24 protein-coding genes are annotated in these 23,507 nt (G+C 67.0%); 3 read left to right on the top strand and 21 right to left on the bottom strand.

Annotated elements, in window-relative coordinates; translation table 11 throughout:
• Positions 1 to 3 precede the first annotated feature (3 nt).
• Complete coding sequence (locus HF680_RS01155; protein ID WP_185223832.1) at positions 4 to 696, bottom strand: murein L,D-transpeptidase catalytic domain family protein; 693 nt, start codon at positions 694 to 696, stop codon at positions 4 to 6.
• 114 nt (positions 697 to 810) lie between these two features.
• On the opposite strand from HF680_RS01155, the gene HF680_RS01160 reads away from it, so the two are divergent.
• Positions 811 to 2,136 carry a metal-dependent hydrolase family protein gene (locus tag HF680_RS01160; protein WP_185223833.1) on the top strand — a complete coding sequence of 442 codons (1,326 nt, stop codon included), beginning with the start codon at positions 811 to 813 and terminating at the stop codon, positions 2,134 to 2,136.
• On the opposite strand, the gene lpxK is transcribed toward HF680_RS01160, so the two are convergent.
• From lpxK to HF680_RS01185, 5 genes are read right to left on the bottom strand one after another with little or no spacing between them, the layout of a single operon-like run.
• Positions 2,121 to 3,137 (bottom strand): tetraacyldisaccharide 4'-kinase, encoded by a 1,017-nt coding sequence (gene lpxK, locus HF680_RS01165; RefSeq protein ID WP_185224294.1) that lies wholly within the window; start codon positions 3,135 to 3,137, stop codon positions 2,121 to 2,123. The genes HF680_RS01160 and lpxK overlap by 16 nt on opposite strands.
• On the bottom strand, positions 3,134 to 4,426 hold the full coding sequence (locus HF680_RS01170; RefSeq protein ID WP_185223834.1) for a 3-deoxy-D-manno-octulosonic acid transferase: 1,293 nt from the start codon (positions 4,424 to 4,426) through the stop codon (positions 3,134 to 3,136). Before HF680_RS01170 ends, lpxK begins: the two co-directional genes overlap by 4 nt.
• A 10-nt stretch (positions 4,427 to 4,436) precedes the next feature.
• Positions 4,437 to 5,120, bottom strand: coding sequence for a lysophospholipid acyltransferase family protein (locus HF680_RS01175; protein WP_185223835.1), 684 nt, complete (start codon positions 5,118 to 5,120; stop codon positions 4,437 to 4,439).
• Entirely contained in the window at positions 5,117 to 6,946 is a 1,830-nt protein-coding gene (locus tag HF680_RS01180; protein WP_185223836.1) for an ABC transporter ATP-binding protein, read from the bottom strand. Before HF680_RS01180 ends, HF680_RS01175 begins: the two co-directional genes overlap by 4 nt.
• A 31-nt stretch (positions 6,947 to 6,977) precedes the next feature.
• Complete coding sequence (locus HF680_RS01185; RefSeq protein WP_185223837.1) at positions 6,978 to 7,502, bottom strand: hypothetical protein; 525 nt, start codon at positions 7,500 to 7,502, stop codon at positions 6,978 to 6,980.
• 88 nt (positions 7,503 to 7,590) lie between these two features.
• Here HF680_RS01185 and HF680_RS01190 point away from each other — a divergent pair, with 88 nt between their 5' ends.
• Positions 7,591 to 8,256 carry a fused DSP-PTPase phosphatase/NAD kinase-like protein gene (locus tag HF680_RS01190; protein WP_045810510.1) on the top strand — a complete coding sequence of 222 codons (666 nt, stop codon included), beginning with the start codon at positions 7,591 to 7,593 and terminating at the stop codon, positions 8,254 to 8,256.
• A 6-nt stretch (positions 8,257 to 8,262) separates the two neighbouring features.
• Here HF680_RS01190 and HF680_RS01195 read toward each other — a convergent pair whose 3' ends face one another.
• The 15 genes from HF680_RS01195 to folE all read right to left on the bottom strand — a co-directional run bounded on the left by HF680_RS01195 (position 8,263) and on the right by folE (position 21,551).
• Positions 8,263 to 8,475: a hypothetical protein gene (locus HF680_RS01195; protein WP_045810319.1), complete on the bottom strand. Its 213-nt coding sequence runs from the start codon at positions 8,473 to 8,475 to the stop codon at positions 8,263 to 8,265.
• A gap of 77 nt (positions 8,476 to 8,552) precedes the next feature.
• Entirely contained in the window at positions 8,553 to 8,798 is a 246-nt protein-coding gene (locus tag HF680_RS01200) for a DUF4170 domain-containing protein (RefSeq protein WP_045810318.1), read from the bottom strand.
• A 108-nt stretch (positions 8,799 to 8,906) separates the two neighbouring features.
• A complete protein-coding gene (locus tag HF680_RS01205) occupies positions 8,907 to 9,704 on the bottom strand; it encodes a 3'(2'),5'-bisphosphate nucleotidase CysQ (protein ID WP_045810317.1) in 798 nt (265 codons plus the stop codon).
• A complete protein-coding gene (locus HF680_RS01210) occupies positions 9,701 to 11,056 on the bottom strand; it encodes a TldD/PmbA family protein (RefSeq protein ID WP_045810316.1) in 1,356 nt (451 codons plus the stop codon). The genes HF680_RS01205 and HF680_RS01210 overlap by 4 nt, the downstream gene beginning before the upstream one ends.
• A 39-nt stretch (positions 11,057 to 11,095) precedes the next feature.
• The gene (locus tag HF680_RS01215; protein ID WP_017505339.1) at positions 11,096 to 11,503 is read right to left on the bottom strand and encodes an MAPEG family protein; all 408 of its coding nucleotides are present in this window, start codon (positions 11,501 to 11,503) and stop codon (positions 11,096 to 11,098) included.
• Positions 11,504 to 11,506: 3 nt separating this feature from the next.
• The gene (locus HF680_RS01220; protein ID WP_185223838.1) at positions 11,507 to 13,339 is read right to left on the bottom strand and encodes a M14 family metallopeptidase; all 1,833 of its coding nucleotides are present in this window, start codon (positions 13,337 to 13,339) and stop codon (positions 11,507 to 11,509) included.
• Positions 13,340 to 13,377: 38 nt separating this feature from the next.
• A complete protein-coding gene (locus HF680_RS01225) occupies positions 13,378 to 14,010 on the bottom strand; it encodes a hypothetical protein (protein ID WP_317133977.1) in 633 nt (210 codons plus the stop codon).
• 30 nt (positions 14,011 to 14,040) lie between these two features.
• Entirely contained in the window at positions 14,041 to 15,570 is a 1,530-nt protein-coding gene (locus tag HF680_RS01230) for a UbiD family decarboxylase (protein WP_185223840.1), read from the bottom strand.
• A 10-nt stretch (positions 15,571 to 15,580) separates the two neighbouring features.
• The gene (locus HF680_RS01235; protein ID WP_185223841.1) at positions 15,581 to 16,243 is read right to left on the bottom strand and encodes a Pr6Pr family membrane protein; all 663 of its coding nucleotides are present in this window, start codon (positions 16,241 to 16,243) and stop codon (positions 15,581 to 15,583) included.
• An 18-nt stretch (positions 16,244 to 16,261) separates the two neighbouring features.
• Entirely contained in the window at positions 16,262 to 17,104 is an 843-nt protein-coding gene (locus tag HF680_RS01240) for an aldo/keto reductase (RefSeq protein WP_185223842.1), read from the bottom strand.
• Positions 17,105 to 17,142: 38 nt separating this feature from the next.
• Positions 17,143 to 17,505 carry an MmcQ/YjbR family DNA-binding protein gene (locus HF680_RS01245; RefSeq protein ID WP_185223843.1) on the bottom strand — a complete coding sequence of 121 codons (363 nt, stop codon included), beginning with the start codon at positions 17,503 to 17,505 and terminating at the stop codon, positions 17,143 to 17,145.
• Positions 17,502 to 18,365, bottom strand: a complete 864-nt coding sequence (locus HF680_RS01250) for a hypothetical protein (RefSeq protein WP_185223844.1) — start codon at positions 18,363 to 18,365, stop codon at positions 17,502 to 17,504. Before HF680_RS01250 ends, HF680_RS01245 begins: the two co-directional genes overlap by 4 nt.
• Positions 18,366 to 18,375: 10 nt before the next feature.
• Positions 18,376 to 20,205, bottom strand: coding sequence for a gamma-glutamyltransferase family protein (locus tag HF680_RS01255; RefSeq protein ID WP_185223845.1), 1,830 nt, complete (start codon positions 20,203 to 20,205; stop codon positions 18,376 to 18,378).
• 127 nt (positions 20,206 to 20,332) lie between these two features.
• Positions 20,333 to 20,767 carry a biopolymer transporter ExbD gene (locus tag HF680_RS01260; RefSeq protein ID WP_017505348.1) on the bottom strand — a complete coding sequence of 145 codons (435 nt, stop codon included), beginning with the start codon at positions 20,765 to 20,767 and terminating at the stop codon, positions 20,333 to 20,335.
• 169 nt (positions 20,768 to 20,936) lie between these two features.
• Positions 20,937 to 21,551 (bottom strand): GTP cyclohydrolase I FolE, encoded by a 615-nt coding sequence (gene folE, locus HF680_RS01265; protein ID WP_161638808.1) that lies wholly within the window; start codon positions 21,549 to 21,551, stop codon positions 20,937 to 20,939.
• 128 nt (positions 21,552 to 21,679) lie between these two features.
• Here folE and cysS point away from each other — a divergent pair, with 128 nt between their 5' ends.
• Positions 21,680 to 23,131 carry a cysteine--tRNA ligase gene (gene cysS / locus HF680_RS01270; protein WP_185223846.1) on the top strand — a complete coding sequence of 484 codons (1,452 nt, stop codon included), beginning with the start codon at positions 21,680 to 21,682 and terminating at the stop codon, positions 23,129 to 23,131.
• Positions 23,132 to 23,507 lie beyond the last annotated feature (376 nt).

The raw sequence follows: 23,507 nt of genomic DNA on the forward strand, positions 1-23,507 counted from the left end.
AGCCTACGCCGCTGCGAACAGCAGTCGGCCCTCGCCCATGCGTTCGCGCAAAGCCGGCAGGTCGGTGTGGGCGACCGAGAAACAGCCGTAGCTACGACCCAGCTTGCCTTCACGCGCCAGGAAGTCGGGATCGGCATAGTCTGCGCCGTGGACGATGATGGCCCGCTCGCGCGCCTTGTCGTTGGTGTATTCAAGCCCGTCCAAAAGGACGTTCGGCCCCTGCTGCGCGCCCCAGTTGGCGCCCGCCGTCGCATAGGCGCCGATCGAGGACATGTTGGAATCCGGCGTGTTGGAAAAGCGCCGGGCATAGCCGGTGTGGCTGGGGTCCGATCCCCGACCGTGGCAGGTGCGCAGCACCTTCACTTCACCCGCGATGAGGTCGACTTCGTACAGCCGCTCCTCGCCCGAGAATTTCTGGAAATCGACCAGATACATCCGGTCACGCAGAGGCAGGCGATGATGGTGAGTGTCCAGCGCGGTCATGGCGCGCTCCATCAGCTCCTTGCGAACGTGACCGCGCGGATCAAGCGGCGGCGGCGTCAGGGCGGAGGTCTGGACGGTGGGCAGACCGACCTGCGGCATGGCGATCGGAGTTCCGTTCTGGGCCGTCGTCAGCGGCGCCGTAGCGCTCGCGCTGGCGCATCCCGCCAACATGGCCGATCCGCCCAGAATAAGTCCTCGTCTCGATAGCCGCATGCGACGCCCTCGTTGCGGTTGGTCTTGAGGCGTGTTTGTTTCAGTTGGTTACAGGCGAGGCAACCTGAGCCTTGTGGGGCATTTTTGCGGCCGACGCGTCGCGGGGAGAGATCGATGAAACGTTTCGGGATCGCGCTGGCGGCGGTGATGGCGTCGGCGGTAAGCGCCCATGCGCAGCAAACCCCCGTGGCCACAGGCGTTTCAACGCAACCCAACACAACGTTCGTTGAAGCCGGAAGGTTGCTTGCTGATCCGACGAACGGCGTTGTGCAGCGCGATAAAACTCTCGTGATCAGAGGGAACCAGATCGTTGAAGTGCGCGACGGCTTTGTCGGCGACCCGTCTCAAGGCAAGGTCGTGGACCTGCGCCAGGCCTTCGTCCTGCCCGGCCTGATCGACAGCCATGTCCATCTGACGAGCCAGCAGAACCCCAATGCACGCCTTGAGGAAGTGACGCTTTCGGACGCGGATCAGGCGATGGTCGGGGCCCGCTATGCGCGTCGCACTCTGATGGCCGGCTTTACGACGGTGGCGGATCTGGGCGCCTCGAACCAGGCCATCTTCGCCCTGCGAAACGCCGTGAAGAACGGCGACGTGCCGGGGCCGCGCATCATTGCGGCGGGGTCGTCGGTGTCGATCCACGGCGGGCATGGCGACATCAACGGCTATCGCGAGGACGTCATGCACCTGCTGTCGTCCGAAAGCATCTGCTCGGGGCCCGAGGACTGCATGCGGGCCGTGCGCACCCAGGTTCGCGCCGGCGCCGACATCATCAAGATCACCGCGACGGGCGGCGTGCTGTCCAACACCGCCGCCGGTCTGAACCAGCAGTTCAGCGACGACGAACTGTCCGCCATCGTCGGCAGCGCCCACCGCATGGGCCGCCAGGTGACGGCGCACGCCCACGGGGTCGACGGCATCAACGCCTTCCTGCGGGCCGGGGGCGATTCCATCGAACACGGCACCTATCTGGACGACCAGTCGATCCGCCTGTTCAAGTCGAACGGCGCCTGGCTGATCCCGACCCTGCTGGCCGGGGATTTCGTGGCGCGCATCGCCTCGGGACCCGACAACTTCTTCACCCCCGCCCAGACGGCCAAGGCGCTGGAGGCCGGGCCCAAGATGCTGGACATGGCGCGCCGCGCGCATGAGGGCGGGGTAAAGATCGCCTTCGGCACCGACTCGGGCGTTTCGGCCCACGGCGACAACGCCCAGGAGTTCGCGCTTCTGGTTCGCGCCGGCCTGACCCCGCTTGAAGCCATCCAGGCCGCCACCGTCGGCGCCGCCGAACACCTGCGCATCGCCAATGAGGCCGGGAAGATCGCCGTGGGCATGCCCGCCGACATCGTCGCCGTCTCGGGCGATCCGCTGTCGGACGTGACCGAGCTGGAGCGGATGAAGTTCGTGATGAAGTCCGGCGTGGTCTATCGCGCCGACTGAATTCTGTCGTTCAGGAAGGCGGCGAAAGCCGCCTCGTCCTCGAACCGGGCGACGACCGGCCAGGCGACGACGGCCTTGCGCTGCTCGGGCGTCAGCCGGACCCAGTCCTTTTCCGTCGTGACGAGGCCAGCGTCGAACACCGCCGCCCGGTGGGTCAGAAACGTCATGTCGGCGGCGCTGTAGGCCGCATGGTCGGGGAAGGGGACGAAGTCGACCAGGTCGCAGCCCGCCGCCTTCAGCGACCGCTCGACCTTCCAGGGCTTGGCGATGCCGGCGAACCCGACCTGTGGCCCCGACGGCGGGGGCCCCTCGGGCGTCAGGCGCGCGACGAAGACGGGCAGGGCGCCGAACACGGCCATCAGTTCGGGATCGGCCTCTTCGACATCGGTCGGCAGCATGACCACCACGGCGTCGGCGCGCGCCAGCCCGGCCTTCAACGGCTCGCGCATGGGGCCCGAGGGAAAGACCGATCCGTCGCCGAACGGCCATTCGTCGCCGCGCGTCTCGCCGTCCACGACGATCAGGCTGACGGTCTTTTTCAGGGCCGGGTTTTGATGGCCGTCGTCCAGCACCAGGGCCTGCGCCCCCTCCGCGACGGCGGCCTTGGCGCCCGCCACGCGATCGCGCGCGATCCAGACCGGCGACCCTTGCGCCAGCATCAGCGGCTCGTCCCCGACATCGTCGGCCGTATGGATTTGAGGATCGACGCGGACCGGCCCTTCCAGCCGCCCGCCATAGCCGCGCGACAGGCCTTGCGCCTCCACCCCCGCCGCCCGCAGCAGCCGCAGGGTTTCGCGCGCGACCGGCGTCTTGCCCGATCCGCCGACCGTCAGATTGCCGACCGAGATGACCGCGCAGCCGGGGTCGGCCGGGACCGTCTTGGCGATCCGGCGCGCCGTCACGGCGGCCCAGACCCAGCCCAGCGGTTTCAGCGCCGTGCGCGTCATCCGGGCGTGGTTGCTGTCGCGCACATACCACCAGCGCGGCGTGTTCAGCTTCATCGCCGGCCCTGCCTCTGCGGCATCAGCGGCGACAGCAGCGCCCACAGTCGCTCCAGCCCGCCTCCAGCCTCGACCGCCGCGCGACGCCCGCGTTCGCCCATCGCCTTGGCCGCGTTCAGGTCTTCCAGCAGGGGCTCGATCACGCCGGGCAGGTCGGACGGCGCCTGAACCAGGGCCAGGCCCCCCGCCTCGACCATGGCCGACGTCACCGGCGCCCAGTTGGATGCATCCGGCCCCGTGATCGTCGGCTTGCCCAGCCGCGCGGGCTCCAGCGGATTGTGCCCGCCGACGGGCGGCAGGCCGATAGCCGGCGCGAACGAGCCGCCCATCACCACCACATCGGCGAGGCGCAGGAACAGGCCCATCTCGTTCAGGGTGTCGGCCAGATAGATGTCGGTGTCCGGCCCGATCGTCTCGCCGCGCGAACGTATGGCGAAGGCGTAGCCGTCGCGTTGCAGGGCCTGGGCGATATGCGCCCCCCGCTCAGGATGGCGTGGCGTCAGAATCAGGCAGACCCGCTCGCTCAAATGGTCCAGCGCGCGCACGATGGCGATCTCTTCGCCCTCATGGGTGCTGGCGGCGACGATCACCGGCCTGTCGCCGATGGCGGCGCTCAAACGGCTGAAGGCGGCGGGATCGTGCGGCAGGGCGTCTCCCGACAGTTTCAGGTTCACCAGACCGTCGATCCGCGCGCCCATGCCCTCCAGCCGCTGGGCCGAGACGGCATCCTGCGGCAGGATCAGATCAAAGGCGCCGGTCAGCGCCCGCGCCGAAGCCGGAAACCGCGCCCAGCCCTCGACCGTCTTTTCCGTGATGCGCGCGCTGACCAGGGCCAGTTTCACGCCCCGCCGCTTCGCCTCCAGCAGCAGATTGGGCCAGATTTCGCTCTCGACGAAGACCGCCAGACCCGGCCGCCAGTGATCCAGAAACCGTTCGACCACGCCCGGCGCATCGACCGGCGCATACTGGTGGATCACGCCAGCCGGCAGCCGTTCGGCCAGAATCTGCGCCGAGGTCACGGTGCTGGAGGTGACCAGAACGGTCAGGTCCGGCCGCGCCTTCGTCAGCCGCTCGACCACGGGCAGCAGCGACAGGCTCTCGCCCACGCTGACGCCGTGCAGCCAGACCAGATCGCCTGCGGGGCGCGGGGTGCGGGTGAAGCCCATCCGCTCGTCCACCCGCACCGGGTCTTCCTTGCCCCGCCTGGCGCGCGCATCCAGTAGGCGCGGGGCCAGCGGCTCCAGCGCGCGCGTCGCCAGCCGATAGGCGATCAGCGGCAAGGGCGTCACGGCTGGGTCCTCACGGCTTCAGGCCCGTGATCGCATCGGCGCGTGCTTCGACGGCGTTCAACCGCGCGGTCCAGTCAACGACGACATCGGCCATGTCCGCGTCAGCAGGATAGTCGGCGCGGTCCCACACGATGGCGCCCTTGCCGAAGGGCAGGGGCAGCACGGCCCGGTCCCAACTGTCGAGACGGATCGCGGGATTGCACGACATGCCGATCAACAGCACCGGCGCCTTGGACAACTTCGCCATCAGGGGCAGGCCCTCGGCCATGACATTGGCCGGGCCGCGCGGCCCGTCCGGCGTGATGGCCAAGGCGCCGACCTTCAGCTGTTTTAATCCGTCACGCAGCGCCTGGGTGCCGCCCTTGGCCTTCTCGGCCTTGTCCTTGTTGGCCGAGGATCCGCGCACGGCGGGAAAGCCCTGACGCGCCACCGCCTTGGCGATGAACTCGCCGTCGGCCGAAAGGGAGATCAGCGCCTTGGCCGGCTGCGCCCGGTCCAGCGGCCAGCATGACGGCGACAGGCCGATCCGCGAATGCCAGAACACGCAAAGCACCCCGCCGCCCTGCGCCCAGACGGCCTCGGCGGCCTGCTGGTTTTCGTGCGTCCAGCGGATGGTGGAAAAGCAGAACTGCATCCACTTCGCCAAGGTCCAGGCCAGGGCCGACTGGACCGCCGGGTTGCGAAGCGGCCTCATGCGACTGTCTCGACGCTGGGCGCGGCGCCGTCCAGCGACTGCTGGCGCGCCAGGCGGGAATAGAGGCCGCCCTTGGCGACCAGGGCGTCGTGCGAGCCTTCCTCGACCACGCGCCCGGCCTCGATCACATAGATGCGGTCGGCGTTCCGGACGGTCGACAGGCGGTGGGCGATCATCAGGGTGGCGCGCCCCTGCATCAGCCGCTCCAGCGCCGCCTGGACCAGGGCCTCGCTCTCGGTGTCCAGGGCGCTGGTGGCCTCGTCCAGCAGCAGGATCGGCGCATCCTTGACGAAGGCGCGGGCGATGGCGATCCGTTGCCGCTGACCGCCGGACAGGCGCAGGCCCGCCTCGCCCGCGCGGGTCGCATACCCTTCAGGCAAGGCCGTGATGAAGTCGTGGGCGGCGGCGGACCGCGCGGCGTCCTCGATCTGCGCCTGCGTCGCGCCCGGCCGACCATAGGCGATGTTGGCGGCGATGGTGTCGTCGAACAGGAAGGGTTCCTGCGTCACCAGGGCTATGTGGTCGCGCAGATCATGGATGCGAAGCGCACGGACGTCCGCGCCGTTGATCGTCACCGCCCCGCCGGTCACATCATAGAAGCGCGGCAGCAGGCTCAGGATCGTGCTCTTGCCGCCGCCCGACGGCCCGACCAGCGCCACCGTCTCGCCCGGCGCGACCCGCAGGGACACCCCGTCCAGCGTCGGCGCGTCGGTCCCGTCATAGGCGAAGGACACCTCGTCCAGCACGACCTCGACCGGCCCGGCGGCCAGCGGCGCGGCGTCGGCCGCCTCGCGAATTTCAGGTTGGATGTCCAGGGCGCCGAACAGACGTCGGGCGGCGGTGAAACCCTCGCTCATCACCGTCGCCAGGTTGGTCACCTGGCGCAGGGCCTGACCGGCGGCCAGCAGCATGCCGATGAAGGCGGCGAAACCGCCCACGGTCATGTCGCCCGACTGCGCCCGCCATCCGGCGTAGGCCATGACGGCGGCGACGACGATATAGGCGACCAGATCGCTGGAGGGGCCGGCGAAGGCGCGGGCGTTGGCGCCCTTGATGACGTGGCGCTGGCGACGGGCGACCACCTCGGCGACGCGGTCCTGTTCGGCGGCCTCGCGGTTTTCGATCTTGATCAGGCGAACTCCGTCCAGATTCTCCATCAGGGCGGTGGACAGGTTTTCGGTCTCGGCCATGGCGCCGACTGCGGCCTTGCGAGTCTTGCGCCCGAACCGGCGCAGCACCAGCGCGACCAGCGGCACGCCCAGCAGCACGACGATCGTCAGCTGCCAGTCGATGAAGCCCATGTAGATCAGCACCGCGATCAGGGTCAGCAGGTTCTGGGTGTAGTTGACCACGCCCGAGGTGAAGGCCTCGCGCACCATATTGGCGTCGAATAGCACCGAGGAGACGAAGCCGCCCGAATGCTGGCTTCTCAGCCGGGCCAGATCGGCGCGGATCATGGCCCCGAACAGGCGAATCTGGATGTCGCCGACGATGGTGTGACCCAGCCGGTTGACCAGGGCCGCCTGACCCAGCGCCGCCAAGGTCCGCGCAATGGCGACGGTCAGGATGGCGACCGGAATCCAGACGACGGCCTTGTCCGCCGGAAAGGTCACCAGGCCGAACAGGCTGATCGGCTTGGTCCCGCCCAGGAACAGACCGTTGACGGCCGGCTCCAGCAGCTTCAGCAGCGCCGCCGTCAGCAGGCCCGTCGTCGCCGCGCACAAGACCGACAGGATCAGCGACCCCTTGTGCTTGGACAGATAGTCGCGCCAAATCCGCGCCAGCAGGGCGCGCAGCGGCATGGTTTCGGAGGCGGCGACGGTCATCGGCTCTCGGTCGTCCGAGCCGCCGTTCAAGTCAAGGCTTGTCCGGCGACGGTTCCAGCGCATGGCCCGGCTCGTCGGCGCGGATCAGGGTTTCGCCGGGCGCTTCCCGGATCCTGACCGCGGGCGGAACCGTCGGATTGGACGCGTATCGACGCCCGTCAAACGGCACGGCGACCTCATAGCCTTCGGTGATTCCGCCGCCCGCGACATAGACGCCCAGATCCCGTCGGCCATGGGTCTGTCGCTCCAAGAGCCGGATCGGGGCGCGCGCGACGCTGATCTCGCCGACCGACCGATAAGTTTCGCCGATTCGGTCCAGCACCAGCAGCCGGCATCCGCCCGAGCCGCACCAGTTGGGGCCGGTCAGATAGACCAGGGTCATGGCCCCGTCCGGCGTGATCGCGGCCGTATAGCGGCTGGTGTCCAGCGCCTCCTTGGCCCGGTCGCGCAGATAGGCGATCAGGGCGGGGTCTTCGGGCGGCGGCGTCTGGGCGGCGGCCGCGCCGGCCCACAGGCTGGCGGCGGCGACGACGGCGGTGGCGGCGAGGGTTTTCATCGGGGTGTTCTCCGGTCTCGACAAACATTCCAACGCATCAGGATCGAGATCGGATGACGCGGCGGCGTCGGATCGCTATCTGGCGGGCATGGCGCGCTTCGACCTCTCGACCGCGATGGGCCGTTTTCGGGCGCATTGGCATTATTTCTTGGCCGACCACGCGTTTCTGCGCGTGGCCTTTTCCAACGCCCACTGGCTGGGCCCGGATCTGGTGCGAACCAATCAGCCGTCGCCGCGCCAGCTGGCCTATTGGAAAAAGAAGGGCGTCAAGACGGTCATCAACCTGCGCGGCGCGCGGGACGAGGGCTATTACTGGCTGGAAAAGGACGCTTGCGAGCGGCTGGGCCTGACCCTGATCGACGCGCCGCTGGACTCGCGCGATCCGCCCGAGACGGTGCGCATCCACCGCGCGCGCGAGCTGTTCAGGACGATCCAGTATCCGGTGCTGATCCACTGCAAGTCCGGCGCGGATCGAGCGGGGATGATGGCGGTATTCTATCGCCACTTCCACCTGGGCGAGCCGATCTCGGTCGCCATGAAGCAGCTCTCCAAGAAATATCTGCACTCCCGCGAGGGGCTGACCGGGGTGCTGGACTATACGCTGGAGAAATACGTCAACGAGATCGAGCCGAAGGGCATCAGCTTCATCGATTGGGTCGACAGCCCCGACTACGACCCCAAAACCATCCGCGCCGAGTTCAAGGCCGGCTGGTGGGGCACGCTGCTGACCGACAAGCTGCTGCGGCGGGAGTAGGGGACTTCAGCCCCAGGGACCGGTTTTCGGCTCGTCGCCGCCTTCGCCGTTCGCGCGGGCCTCGGCGGCCAGTTCGGCGTCGCGACGGGCCTTGCGATCGGCCTCCCACCGCTTGAACCAGCGGGCGTAGTCGATGTGGCCGCGCAGCGAGAAGCTGAATAGCGCCAGCACGGCCAGCAGGCTGACCAGTTGGAAGATCTGTTGCGGTTCCAGGTTCATCGTCGTCCTCGCCTACAGATCGAAACGTCGGATCGAGGAGCCGGTTCGGCTCCTCGATGTCGCACTCAGTCCTCGGCTCAGGCCGCGTCGCCGCGCGGATCGATCAGCTTGTGGGCGTGCAGGATGAAATAGCGCATGTGGGCGTTGTCCACGGTCGCCTGGGCGCGCGCCTTCCACGCCTTCTTGGCGTCTTCATAGTTGCCGAAGGCGCCGACGAACTCGACCTGCGACAGGTCGCGGAAGGTCGGCTCGCCCAGGTGACGAAGCTCGCCGCCGATCACGATGTGCAGAAGTTGCGGCGGGACGGCGTTCTGATCGGTCATCGGAAATCCTGAAGGCTGGGCCGGAAGGCTTGGGGGAGGAGGTTTGCGCGCGGCATAGGCCGAGAATGCCCTCGGATCAATGTGGGCCGGGGTTTTTCCGCCCTCGCCTCAGGTCGAAAGCGGCACGTTTTTACAACGCCGCACGATCATCGGCTGGATGATCGGCGCCGCGCAGACTAGGCTGGCCTGACGCGGATCAGGCCGGTTGAACGCCCATGGCCGCCCGTGGTGATCGCTGACCCTGGCGCCGGCTTCGGTTGCGATCAGCCAGCCCGCGGCGACGTCCCAGTCCCATTTCGGCGTCAGGGCCAAGGCGGCGTCAAAGGCGCCGGCGGCGACCAGCGCCATCCGATAGGCCAGGGCGTTGCGCTTTTCGAACCGCATGGACGGCCAGGGTTCGTCGGCGAAATAGGGCGCTTCGATCAGTCGCGCATCGCCCAGGATCGAGGCGTCTTCCAGCGTATCGACATCCGAGGCGTGGATGGGTTTGCCGTTGCGCCGCGCCCCGCCGCCGCGCGTCGCCACATAGGTTTCGTCCACCTCGGGCGCATGGATGACGGCGGCGACGACCTCGCCGTCCTCGATCACGGCGATGGGCACGCACCACCACGGCGTCCGCTTCATATAGGCGACGGTGCCGTCGATGGGATCGACCACGAAGATGCGTCGTTTCGACAGACGCTCGGCCGTATCTTCCGTCTCCTCTGACAGCCAGCCGTAGTCGGGCCGCGCCGACAGCAGCCTGTCCCGCAGCATGGCGTCGACCTTCAGGTCGCCGCTGGTGACGGGCGAACCACCGACCTTGGACTCGATCTTCAGCCCCGCCTCACGCTCGGCGATGGCCAGCGTCCCGGCGTCTATGGCCGCCTGGCGGATCAGGTCGAGGTCGGCGTGCAAGTCGATCATTTGCCGGCGATGGCCACCGCGTCGAACATCAGGCTGGGCACATTGAATCCGCCCCGGAACTCCAGGTCCGAGCCGCGCTCGATCCGCAGATAGAGGTCAGTCAGCTTGCCCGCGACCGTGACCTCGCTGACCGGATAGGCGATCACGCCGTTCTCGAACCAGAAGCCCGACACCCCGGCGGACCAGTCGCCGGTGTTGCCATTCAGCGACGGGCCGAACATCGACGTCACCAACAGGCCGGTCCCGGCGTCGGCCATCAGGCCCGCCAGATCGCGCTCGCCCGGCTCCATATGCAGATTGTGCGTCGAGACGCCGGACGGCCCGGCCAGCCCCCGCGACGCGTGGCCGGTGGTTTCCAGACCCAGTTGCCGGGCCGAGGCGCTGTTCAGCAACCAGGTGGTCAGGACGCCGTCGTCGAACAGGGCGCGCTTCTGAACCGCTGCGCCTTCGTCGTCGAACGGGGTCGATCCCATGCCGCGCGGGCGGAACGGATCGTCGATCAGGGTGACGCCCTCGGCGAAGACGCGCTGACCCATGCGGTCCTTCAGGAAGGAGGTGCCGCGCGCGATCGAGGGGCCGGAAATGGCGCCGATGGCCGGCGACACGATCTGGCCCGCCATCCGGTTGTCGAAGATCACGGGCGCGGTGGTCGAGGCGATCTTGCGCGGTCCGACGCGGGCCACCGCGCGCTCGCCGGCGGTGCGGCCGATCAGGTCGGCGCCCGGCAGGTCGGACAGGTGGCGGGTCGAACGGCTCTCGCCGCCGCGCTCCATCGCCCCATCCTTTTCGGCGATGACGCCGACGCCCAGCGAGAAGGCCGAACCCTCATAGGCGCCGTCGAAACCGTGAGACGTCACAAGCCGCCAGCGGGTAGACGACCAGCCGGCGTGTCCGCCTTCTGATCGCGCCACGCCGGGCACCGCCAAGGCCGCGGCCTCGGCGTCGGCCGAGACCTGTTCCAGAGTTTGTGCGCTGCGTTCGCTGGGATCGAACAAATCCAGATCGATGAACGGGCCGCGCGCCAGCCGTTCCTCGGGCGCGAAACCGGCGTGGGGGTCTTCCGGCGCCAAGCGCGCCATGGCCACCGCCCGCTCGACCAGGCGCGCCTGGGTCGCCGGCGAAAGGTCCGAGGCCGAAACGGACGCCTGCCGTTGGCCCACGAACACGCGCAGGCCCAGGTCGCGCGATTCCTCGCGTTCGACATCTTCCAGCTTGCCGTTGCGCACCCCGACCGACAGGGATCGGCGATCGGCGCTGACCGCCTCTGCGGCGTCGGCGCCGGCCTTCAGCGCGGCCTTGACGATGTCGTTGAGAAGATCGGTGGAAACGGGCGCGGCCAGGGTTTCAGTCATGCCCCGATATGGCGGACGCCCCGCTGCACCGCAACCGCGTCAGACGACGGCGAAGGCGATCAGGCCCACAGCGGCCGTCAGCAGCGCCACCCAGGTCAGCAGCATGCCGACGACGCGACCCAGCGACGGCCCGGTCTGCAGCAAAAGGCCCAGGGCATGGGCGACCCGGCCGACGAACAGCGTCGCGCCGACCCCATGGACCATCCAGGCCGGCGCGCCGACGGCGGCCAGCAGCAGCATGGCGATCATGCCCGGCGTCGCATATTCCACCAGATTGCCGAAGGCGCGGCTGGCGGCCATCAGGTCCGCGTTCCCGCCGTCGCCGAATGACACCATGTGTTTGCGTCGCCCGCTGACCACGATGCCCGACAGCACCAGCATCATCAGGATCAGCAGGCCGCTCCACAGGGCGGCGGCCTGGACGGCGTACATCAGCGGCGTGGTCATCGATCAGTCCTCGCGCCCGACGGGGTAGAGCAGATAGTGGTCGTCATAGAAGGGCGTGCGTTCATAGAACCAGGCCAGACGCGCCTGCGGATCGGCGGCGAACGTGGCGTCGGCCGCCACCTTGGCCTCGAACTCGGCCTTCAACGCCGGGTCCGCCGCCATCATCTTGTCCGCAAGCGGGGCGATGGCGTAGGCCTCGATATATTCGACGCGGCTCATCACCTCGGGGAACATGCCCCAGGCGAAGAAGCTTTCGCTGGATTGCGGCTCCAGCAGCAGCACGACGATGTCGCCCAGCGGCTGATCCGTCGGCACCCGCACCGAGCCGGTCGGATACGTCCAGTCGCGCTTCTCGACCTCGACCGTCTTCACCGAGGCCTGCACGTGACCTTCATTGGCGCGGGTCGCAAGCTTGGGTTCGACCAGGCGCAGCATCGACAGGTTCACGGTGCGCGCAGCCTCGACCGTCTCCATTTCGATCCCGTGGGTCTTCAGCCGCTCGATGATGTCGGTGCGATATCCCGGCACCCAATAGGCCGTCGGCCGCGTCAGGCTCAGCGTCGGCTTGGAGCCATAGAACGGCATCTGCCACAGGTCGGGATCGGGGCGGCCCAGCCAGCGGATCTCCTTCCGGCCCGAGGCGGGACTGTCGTACATCTCGTACAGCATGCCCTTGAACGGGCGCGTGGACGATGGCGTCTCGTCAGCCTCGAAGTTGGCTGGGATCTGCGCCGGACGCAGGGCCTTGTCCTGATCCGTCGCGGCGCGAAGACCGGCGCCCTGATCGGCCAGCAGCCGCATCGCCTCCTCGATGAAGACATAGGTGCCCAGCACCCGCTGCTCGTGCGGTTTCAGGCTGTGGTTCTCGATCAGGATGGTCGGCACATGGGCGGCCGCGCCCCAGCCGTTGGAGAACCGCTCGCCCAGGCCGCCGTCCGACAGGCCCTTCTTGGGTTCATCGTCGTCGATGCCGAACACGAGTTCGCCGGGGATGTGGCCCTCGCGCTCCAGCGCGGCGTTCATGGCGGGCTTGAAGACCGAATCCAGCCAGGCCGAGCCGTTCGGCGACCGGCTGAAGGTCCCGTCCTCGCCGTTGAAGCCGTAGGTGACGTCGTACTGGTAATCCATGCCGTCGGTGACGTGGACGTCCACATACAGGTCCGGCCGGTATTTCAGGATCAGGCCGCGCACGGCCCGCATCTCGGGCTGGTCCAGCTTCAGATAGTCGCGGTTCAGGTTCTGGTTGGTCGCCGTATTGCGCCAGCCCTGGATGCGTGGGCCGCGCTGGTTGGGCCGGGAATAGGGCCCGGAACGCTCATGGCCGTCCACGCTCAGGATCGGGATCAGGATCAGGTTGACCCGGTCCAGCAGGGCGTCCTTCCCATAGAAGGCGATGTCGCGCAGCAGCATCATGCCCGCGTCCTTGCCGTCGATCTCGCCGGGGTGGATGCCGGCCTGGATCATCAGCACCGGCTTGGCGGGATCGAACGTCGCGCCATCCTTGGACGCGATCACCGCATAGATGGGCCGGCCCTCGGGCGAGACGCCAAACTGTTCGATGCGGATCAGGTCGCTGGCGGCGTCCAGGCGATCGAACCAGGCGCGGGTGTCGACATAGTTGGGGCTGAAGTCGTGGTCCGGATCGGCCTCGAACGCCGTGACCCACGGATCAGACGCATCGCGCAGCAAGGCCTTGGACGCGCCGTCCCAGGCGGGGGCGGGCGGCAGGAAGGCTTGATCCCACGGGGCGGTGTTTGGAAGCGTCTGGGACATGGCGGGGCTCACGCTACAGGCAAGGGCGGCGACCAGCGCCGAAACCAGAAGAGGGGACTGCATGGCCTTTCGTGAGCCGATTGCGCAGCCCTGACAAGGTTTCAACCGCCCCCGCCAAGCGCAGGCGCCCATCCGCCGGCCTTGAGCAGCAGGGCCGCCGCGTTCCCCATCTGCCAGAGACTGTAGAGCAGAACGAGGACCAGGGCGCCGACCGCAACCCGGCGCCACGGCGCGAACGCCGCCGTCGCCGTGCCGATCACGAAGATGGCGACCCCGATCCACAAGCGCACCGAGCCGGCGATCTTGGCGAAGCCGGGATTGAGCTGGGCCAGGATGATCACGATCACCGCCACGATCAGATTGGCCGCCAGGATGCAGCCGAACACCAGTCGCCGATGCGACCAGAAATGCGCGTCCAGATCGATCTTTTGGTCGCCGCCCTCGGCCGAAACGCGCGGGAAGGTCACGCTGGCGGCGACATAGAAGGTTGCGGCGATGGCCAGTGAGATCAGCAGCACGAAGGTGTTGAACGGGGCGCCGCGGAAGATGACCCAGGCCTGGTTCCAGAAGGTCGCGATGTCGATGGCCACGAACAGGGCCAGCATCGGCGTTAGCCAGCCGAACCGGATCCGCTGCTCTTCATGCAGCACCCGCGCGAAACCGCCGACCAGTTCGGCCACGGACAGGCCCAACAGCAGGCCGTAAAAGCTGAAAAAGAACTCGAACGCGCTCACATCGCCCCCCGGCGTCACCAAAAGCCAAGCTTACTTCCAGATCGGCGTCCCGTCGCCCGGCAGGCCGAGACGGCCCCACAGGTCGTTGACCCGTTCGACGACCGCTTCGTCCATGCGAATTTCTTCGCCCCATTCGCGCTTGGTCTCGGGCGGCCACTTGTCGGTGGCGTCCAGGCCGATCTTGGAGCCCAGTCCGCTCTCGGGGCTGGCGAAGTCCAGATAGTCGATGGGCGTCGACTCGATCACCGTGATGTCGCGCGCCGGGTCCATCTTGGTCGAGATGGCCCACATGACGTCCTTCCAGTCGCGGGCGTCGATGTCGTCGTCCACGACGATGACCCATTTGGTGTACATGAACTGGCGCAGATAGCTCCAGACGCCCAGCATCACGCGCTTGGCGTGGCCCGGATAGGCCTTCTTCATCGACACCACCGCGATCCGGTAGCTGCAGCCCTCGGGCGGCAGCCAGAAGTCTGTGATCTCCGGAAATTGCTGGCGCAGCAGGGGAATGAAGACCTCGTTCAGCGCCTCGCCCAGCACGCTCGGCTCGTCCGGCGGCCGGCCGGTGAAGGTGGTCAGATAGATGGGGTCGCGGCGCATGGTGACGGCGCTAACCTTGAAGACCGGGAACTTCTCGACCGAGTTGTAATAGCCGGTGTGATCTCCGTACGGGCCCTCGTCCTCGAACTCGTCCAGCAGGACATGGCCCTCCAGCACGATCTCGGCCTGGGCCGGGACCATCAGCGGCACGGTCTTGCAGGGCACAAGCTCGGCCTTGGCGCCCCGCATCAGGCCGGCGAACTGATATTCCGACAGGGTGTCCGGCACCGGCGTCACCGCCGCCAGGATGGTGCCCGGATCGGCGCCCAGCACGACGGCGCAGGGCAGCGGCTCCTTGGGCCGGGCCTTTTTGTGCCGGGCATAGTGTTGCGCCCCGCCCCGATGCGCCAGCCAGCGCATGATGGCCTTGTCCTTGCCCAGCACCTGCATCCGATAGATGCCCAGGTTGAAGTCGTCCTCGCGGTCGTCCGACGGCCCTTTGGTCACGACCAGACCCCAGGTGATCAGGGGCGCCGGCTCGCCGGGCCAGCATGACTGGACGGGCAGGGCGGTCAGGTCGATCTGGTTGCCCTTCAGCACCACCTCCTGCACCGGCGCCTTTTTCACCGTCTTGGGCCGCATCGACAGGACGGTCTGCATCAGCGGCAGCATCTCCATCGCGTCGCCCAGACCGCGTGGCGGCGTCGGGTTTCTCAGGAAGGCCAGAAGCTCCCCGACCTCGCGCAACTCGCCCGCCGTCGTCCGGTCCTTGCCTTCCAGCGTCACCCCCATGGCGACCCGCTTCACCGTGCCGAACAGATTGGCCAGGCAGGGGATGGGGCTGATCGTGCCGTCCGGCATGACCGGCTTCTCGAACAGCACCGCCGGTCCGCCATTCCTCAGCAGGCGGGTCTGGATCTCGGTCATCTCCAGCACGGTGGAGACGGGTTCGGACACCCGCACCAGCTCGCCCTTGGCTTCCAGCTGGTCGATGAAGTCACGCAGGGATTTGTAGGCCATGCCGCGACGCTTAGGCGGGAGTGGCCCCTCTGTCACGCGTCGCGCGACCGAACAGTCGATCCAGTCCGACGAGGCCGAGCCCGACGATCAGGAAAAACACCAGCAGCACGCCGAAAATCAGCACCACCCGGGCCAGCCCCAACTGATCCACATTGACGAACCCATAGGGCCACCAGCGCGTCGCCAGTCCATGAACCAGGGTCCAGCCGCCGTAGACGAGCGGAAACGCCAGCCATTTCGCTGGATCGATCCAGCGCAGCCGCCCTTTGGGGGTGAACCACAGCCAGTCCAGCACGAAGGCGGCGGGCATCAAGTAATGCAGCACCAGATTGACCACCAAGGACCAGCCGGTCGGGTTCCAATAGGGATGCAGCAGGAAGTGGTACACCACCCCGACCACCACGATGTACATGGCGACGGCGGCCCTGACGCCTTCGCTGGCGGACCAGCGGGCCAGACGCGATCCTTCGCCCAGCAGCGGCCCGGTGAAGGCCAGGGCGACCAGGATGTTGGTCAGGATGGTGAAGAAGCTGAAGTAGTTGATCGTCCGTTCCAGCACGGTCCAGCCCTGGGCCGGAGCGATCATCAGCAGATACTGAAGCGCCAGCGCGGTCCAGCCCACGACGGCGAACGTCGCGCGCCACAGCCTGGGCTGGTCCCGCTTGCGAAACACCGGCGCGTCCCTTGTCGGTCAGGCGGCAGTCTTGTCCCATTCGAACGCCGGGTCCAGCCAGTCGCCCAGCCGTTCACCCCGATCCAGGGCGTCCATCCGCTGCATCTCCTCGTCCGTCAGGGCGAAGTCGAAGATGTCGAAGTTCTCGCGCGCGCGGCTTTCCTTGGTCGTGCGCGGGATGGCGATGATTCCGTGCTGAATCAGCCAGCGCAGGGTGATCTGGCCGTTGGTCTTGCCGTGCGCGCTGGCGATCTCGCTGATCGTGGCGTCGTCGGCGATCTTGCCCTGCGCCAGCGGCGACCAGGCGGTGATCGACGATCCCAGCTCGGCCGCGGTGGCGACCAGCTGATCAACGCCCAGATAGGGGTGATGCTCGACCTGATCGGTCAGCAGTCGCGCCTTCGACAGGCTCTGCGCCTGACGGAATTCCTTGGAGGGGAAGTTGGACAGGCCGATCGACTTGGTCAGGCCCTGGTCCTTGGCCTCGTTGAGTGCGCCCAGCGTCTCTTCGAACGTCGGCGTCGTCTTGGGCCAATGCAGAAGCAGCAGGTCGGGCGTCGTGCCCAGGCTGTCGGCCGATTCCCTGGCCTGTTTCAGCAACGCATCGTGGGTGAAATGTTCGACCCAGATTTTCGTGGTCAAGAAGATGTCCTCGCGCGCCACGCCGGAGTCGCGAATGCCTTCGCCGACCGCCTTCTCGTTCTTGTAGATCCAGGCCGTATCGATGTGGCGGTAGCCGATCCGCAGGGCCTCAGCGACCATGCGCCGGGCATCGTCGGGCTCCAACTGCCAGGTGCCAAAACCGAGCAGGGGGATTTCGATACCGTCGACGGTGATCGTGGGTTGGTCGCCATAGGCCATGGGGCGCTCCTTGGGCTGGGTCCGCTTGAGGGGCGTAGTTAGGCGCCCGATCCCGCTCCGATAAGGTCCGGATGCGCCTTGGACAGTTTTTTCGGGGCGATCCGACGCCAGCGCTTCTCAAGCGCCGCCCTCAGCCAGACGGGATCGACGCTGGCGATGCGCGCCAGGACGATGGGATGGTCGCGATAGTGGTCGGTGAAATGAAAGGTCGCCGGGTCCATCTCAATCAGCAGTTCGCGCTCATCTCGATTGTCCAGATGCACCACGATGCTGTCGTCCAGCGCCGGGCGCATCCAAGTGAAGAACTTGCCCGCCACCTTGAACGACGGCTCGCCATAGGAGACGCCGTCCTCCACGCCGGGAAACGACAGCAGCAGGGCGCGGATCTCGTCGTGGGTCATGGTGTGGCGGCCAAGGCCGCTTGTGGTGAGGCGGTAGAGGGGCCGAGCGCGAGCAAACCGTCATAGGCGCCGTCATCAATCGAGCGCATCACCACGCCGCGCAGGTTGCGATCATCGGCTGCGGTCATGGGATGGACGCCGCAAGTTTCGCGACAGTTCCACGCCTCTCCACCCTGCGACGACACCAACAGGCTGATGACATCCTCCTGCGGAAGATGCGCGATGGCCGGTCGTCCGACGCGAGGATTGCGGCTGATGATCTTGCTGGCGTGAATACTGCCGACCAACACCAGGATTTTTGCGTTGGGATGGGCGTAGGCCGCCGATGACAGCTTGGTCGCCATCTGCAGTTCGGAATAGGCTTGGCCGACGCCTGGCACATGGGGCACGCTCGGCACGAAAGCATGGATCGCCACGTCTCGCCCACTCGCCTTCAAAACGCGAAGTCTGTTTATCAACGCGAGCATTGCGCGGCTGGTGCGGCCGTCGTCGATACGGGGGTTCAAGAACCAAGTGCCTTCCAGCGCCGCACGGGCGGAAGCCTCGTCCGGCGCTTCAAGCGCAGCCTCCAACTGCGGCTGAAGCAGGTCTGGAAGTTCAAGAGCGGCGACGACTGGACCTTGTTCGGTGGCTGCGCATACCAGTTCGCCGAACGCTGAAGGCGTTTCGACCGTACCATGCACCTCTCCGATGACGACGAAGCGCGGTCTATCATGACGCATAAGAACGTCTGAGCCGACCGGCGGCGCACAGGCGAGCGCTTGAGCTGCCGCCGCAGAAACCAGAAGGGCTGAGATCACAGTCTTCTCCCAAGCTTTACGGAAACAGCGACTGGCGTTGTCGCCGGTGTTGGCTATCACGCCTTCGCCGTCAGTAGGCCAGGGCGATGCCGTCCTTGCGCATCTCGGTCGCCGCGCCATAGGTCCAGCGCCCGCCGGGGTTCATCTGTTTCATGACGTTCTGATAGCCGCCGAAGCCGCCGTCCGGTTCGCCCAGGGTCCAGCCCATGGCGCGCAGCTGGGCCTTGGTCGCCTCGGGCACGCCGCTTTCCAGATGCAGCACGCCGGTTCCTTCCTGCGACTGGCCGGTCGGTTCGGACGAGCCATAGTGTTGCCAGCGCGGGGCGTCGCCCGCCGCCTGGGGCTCCAGCCCGTAATCGACCATGTTGATGATGATCTGGGCCTGGCCTTGCGGCTGCATGGCGCCGCCCATGACGCCGAACGCCATCCAGGGCTCGCCGTCCTTGACCGCAAAGCCGGGTATGATCGTCTGGAACGGGCGCTTGCCCGGCGCATAGATGTTGGGATGGCCGTCGCTCAAGGCGAACAGCTCGCCACGGTCCTGGAACATGAAGCCCAGCGGTTCGGAGCCGTTGTCGGGCGCCAGGCCTGAGCCCATGCCGCGATAGTTGGACTGAATCCAGCTGACCATCATCCCGTCGGCGTCGGCGACGCTGAAATAGGTGGTGTCGCCGTGGTGCGGGGCGTCGCCCGGCATGACGCGGTCCATGATCCGATCGGGTCGGATCAGCTTGGCGCGCTCGGCCGCATAGGCCTTGGAGTTCAGCCATTCGACCGGGGTCTTGGAGAATCGGTCGTCGGCGAACCAGCGCGCCCGATCCTCGAACGCCAGCCGCTTGGCCTCGGCCTGGACGTGCAGCGAGGCGGCGGACTGGAAGCCCATGGATTTTAGGTCGAACTGCTCGCAGATGTTCAGGATCTGGTTGGTGCTCAGCCCCTGGGTGTTCGGACCCAGGCCGAAGACATCCACGCCGCGATAGTTTGTCTGGATCGGCTCGACCCATTCGGTGTGATGCGCGGCCAGGTCAGCGCGGGTCATCCAGCCGCCGATTCGCTTGAAATAGGCCTCGATCTGATCGGCGATAGGCCCGTTGTAGAAGGCGTCGCGCCCACCCTCGGCGATCATCCGCAGGGTCTTGCCCAGATAGGGATTGGCGAAGACCTCGCCCACCTTGGGCGTCGCGCCGCTGGCGGCCCAGATGCGCTTTCGGTTCTCGTTTTCCTCGATCGGGATCTGGCCCCGGTCGAAGGCGGCCATGTTGCGTTCCAGATAGTAGGCGATGACCTGGGGCACGGGCACGCCCTGCTCGCACAGTTCGGCGACGGGCAGCAGCACCTCTTTCCACGGCAGTTTCCCATAGCGCTGGTGCGCGCTCCACCAGGCGTCCACCGTGCCCGGCACATTGATCGTCACCGCGCCATAGCGCGGCAGATAGCCGTCGATGGCCTTGGACCGCGCGATCTCCAGACTGAGGCCCCGCGGACTGGCGCCCGAGCCGTTCAGCCCGACGACCTTCTTCTGCTTGGGGTCCCACAGCATGCAATAGGCGTCGCCGCCGATGCCGTTGGCGACCGGCTCCAGAAAGCCCAGCGCCGCATTGATGGCGATGGCCGCATCGATGGCCGATCCGCCGCGCCGCAAGGTGTCGATGCCGATCAGACTGGCCGCCGGGTGCGCCGTCGCCGCCGCTCCGTTCGCGCCCCAGACGGTCGAGCGTCCCATGAACTTCGGTCCCGAAATCCGGTCGCCGATGCCGACGCCGGCATAGGGATCGGCCGGGCGAGCCGGCGCTGGGGCCGCCTCGGTCGGCCTGGCGGCGGGGGAAGCCTGCCGGGCCTGGGCTGCGGTCGCCGCCAGCGCGCCGGCGGGCAGGGCGGACAGGAAGGTGCGACGACGCATGGGCGGACTCCTCGAACAACCGATGCGGCATCAAGGGTGCAGTCGATCGATCCGGCAAGCCTTGCGGCAAAGAAAAAGGCCGCGTCCCTTTCGGAACGCGGCCCAAATCCTGGAAAGGACGAAGGTCCTATTCGATGTCTTCGTTCAGCAGGCCGACCTTGAAGAAGCCGTTCTCCTGCATCTTGTTCATGACTTCCATGAACTGCGAATATTTCACTTCGGGCTGAGCGCGGACGAAGACGCGCTCTTCCTGGCAGGCGCCGCCGCCCAGGGCGGTGCAGACGTCAGTGGCCAGGTTGTCGATCGAGGTTTGTTTGTCCGACAGGAACAGCTGACCGTTTTCCTGGATGGTGATGTACACCGGTTCCTTCTCTTCGGTCGGATTGGTGGGCGGCTGTGCGGGCGGCAGGTCCAGACGGATCGACACGGTCGCCATCGGCGCGGCGACCATGAAGATGATCATGAGCACCAGCAGAATGTCGATGAACGGCGTGATGTTGATATCCGCCGTCTGTTCGATCGTGTGCTTGTCCCCGCCGGAACCACCGAGCTTGGCAGCCATGCATCGTCTCCGTTACTCGCCGGCTGCGTTCCGCGCCGACATTTCCCTATGGATCGCCCGAAGGCTTGATCGGTTCTTGGCGTCCCGATGCGGGCTTGTAAAGCGGTTCTAAACGATCTGCCGTTCCCGAACGTCAATTATACACGACAGAGGGACGTCAGTTCGGCCTTCAGGCCTTGGCCAGCTTCAAAAAACGGTCCGCCAGGGCAGGATCGTCCTTGAACGCGCCGGTGAAGCGGGTCGTGATGGTCGAAACGTGCCGATGATGCACGCCGCGCGTGGTCATGCACTGATGCTCGGCGTCCACCAGCACCGCCACGCCGCGGGGCTGCAGGTGCGATTCGATGGCGTCGATGATGTCGTTGGTCAGGGTTTCCTGGTTCTGCAGGCGTCGCGCATAGATCTCGACGACCCGCGCCAGCTTGGAGATGCCGACCACCTTCTCGCCGGGCAGATAGGCGACGTAGGCCTTGCCCAGGAACGGGGCCAGGTGGTGCTCACAGTGGCTCTCGACCTCGATGTCGCGCAGGATGACCATGTCGTCATAGCCGGTCACGTCCTCGAAGGTGCGGCTCAGCTCCTTGCCCGCATCGGCGTCATAGCCGTCGAACCATTCGCCGTAAGCGTCCACCACCCGCTTGGGCGTGTCGATCAGGCCGGGACGGTCGGGATTGTCGCCGGCCCAGGCGATCAGGGTGCGCACGGCCTCCAGCGCCTGTTCGCGCGACGGGCGTTGCACGGCAGCATCGCTGACGAGGACGGGCTTGGCGGGGGTGACGCTCATGAACTCGATTTCCGGCCGGGGCGGGCGGGTCGCCCGGTTTACCTTCTACAATCCGTCGGGACTGTATATCAGGCCGCTATATGGGACAGACCGTCCGTCCCGCAAGAAAACCCGCTAAAGACTGATCCATGCCGCTGCACATCCACGACACCCTGCGCCGTGAAAAGCGCCTGTTCGAGCCCCGGAACAAGGATCGTGTGACCCTCTATGTCTGCGGCCCCACGGTCTATGACTACGCCCACATCGGCAATGCGCGCCCGCCGGTGGTGTTCGACGTCCTTGTGCGGCTGCTGCGCCGGACCTATGGCGCGGACAAGGTCCTCTACGCCCGCAACGTCACCGACGTGGACGACAAGATCAATCAGAAGGCCGCGCGCGAAGGCGTGCCGATCGGCGAGGTCACGGCCCGCTATGAAGCCGCCTATCTCGCCGACATGGGCCTGCTGAACGTCTCGCCGCCCGATATCGCGCCCCACGTCACCGACTACATCCCGGCCATCGTCGATCAGATCCAGGCCATCGTCGACGCCGGCTGCGCCTATGCGGCCGAGGGGCACGTCCTGTTCGACGTCTCGTCCTACAAGGCCTACGGCGCCCTGTCGGGTCGGAACCTGGACGACATGATTGCCGGCGCCCGCGTCGAGGTCGCGCCCTACAAGAAGAACCCGCACGACTTCGTGCTGTGGAAGCCGTCCAAGGCGGACGAGCCGTCCTGGCCGTCGCCGTGGGGCGAGGGGCGTCCTGGCTGGCACATCGAATGCTCGGCCATGATCGAAAAGACCCTCGGCCTGCCCATCGACATTCACGGCGGTGGCATCGACCTGGTCTTCCCCCACCATGAGAACGAGATCGCCCAGGGCGTCTGCGCCCACGGCCATGCGCATGGCGATCAGGCCCATGACGAATACGCCCGCTACTGGATGCACAACGGCTTTCTGACCGTGGACGCCGAGAAGATGTCCAAGTCGATCGGCAACGTCCTGCTGCTGCACGATCTGGTGCAGGCCATGCCGGGCGAGGTCGTCCGCTGGGCGCTGCTGTCGGCCCACTATCGGCAGCCGCTGGACTGGAACCAGGGGCTGTTGGATCAGAGCCGCAAGAACCTGGACCGGCTGTATGGCGTGCTGCGCGACGCCGACGCGGCCCTGGCCGACTTCGATGAGGCGACGCTCGACGAGGCCGAGAGGGAACTGGCCGAGAACGCCCTGAATCCGGTGCTGGACGCGCTTGAAGACGATCTCAATACGCCGGGCGCGATCGCCCAGCTGTTCGGGCTCGGCAACACCCTGCGCGAACTGCTGAACGACGCCGAGGCCGATATCAACGATGTCGCCATGGCCCGCTGGAGCCTGAAGGAAGCGGCCGGTCTGCTCGGCGTTCTGTCGCTGACGCCGGACGCCTGGTTCGAGGGCGGCGATCCCGCCCTGAAGGCCGAGGTCGAGGCCCTGCTGGACCAACGCGCCGCCGCCCGCGCCGCCAAGGACTGGTCCGAGGCCGACCGCATCCGCGACCGCCTGAACGCCCTGAACGTCGTCGTCATGGACGGCCCCGAAGGCGCCACCTGGCGCGTGAAAGGGTAAGCAGGCTATTCTCTCTCAAGCTGAGAAAGCAGTCGCGCCTCCCTCTTCGTCATCCTCCGGCAAGCCGCTTGCGGCGCAGACCGGGGGACCCAGCGGCGCCGGAGGCGATGTTTCCGCCGCACGGCTGTCAGCGAGTCCGCGACAGGTTCGCGCTCTCGCGCGCCGCTGGGTCCCCCGGTCGCTTCGCGCCGGAGGATGACGATGGATGGGATCACCGCCGCAGCCATCGCAATGCCGCTGGTCCATCCGCAGCGATTTCAACCGCTTGCCGATTTATGTCCCCCGTTTCCCATCCACGGGGTCAAACGGCCCCATAATGCACCCGTCTCGTCGCATGGAGGGCTCGCCTGGCCTGCGACCTTGCGGCGGCGAGAGC

The sequence above is a fragment of the Brevundimonas huaxiensis genome (assembly GCF_014218725.1).
GTDB lineage: Bacteria > Pseudomonadota > Alphaproteobacteria > Caulobacterales > Caulobacteraceae > Brevundimonas > Brevundimonas huaxiensis.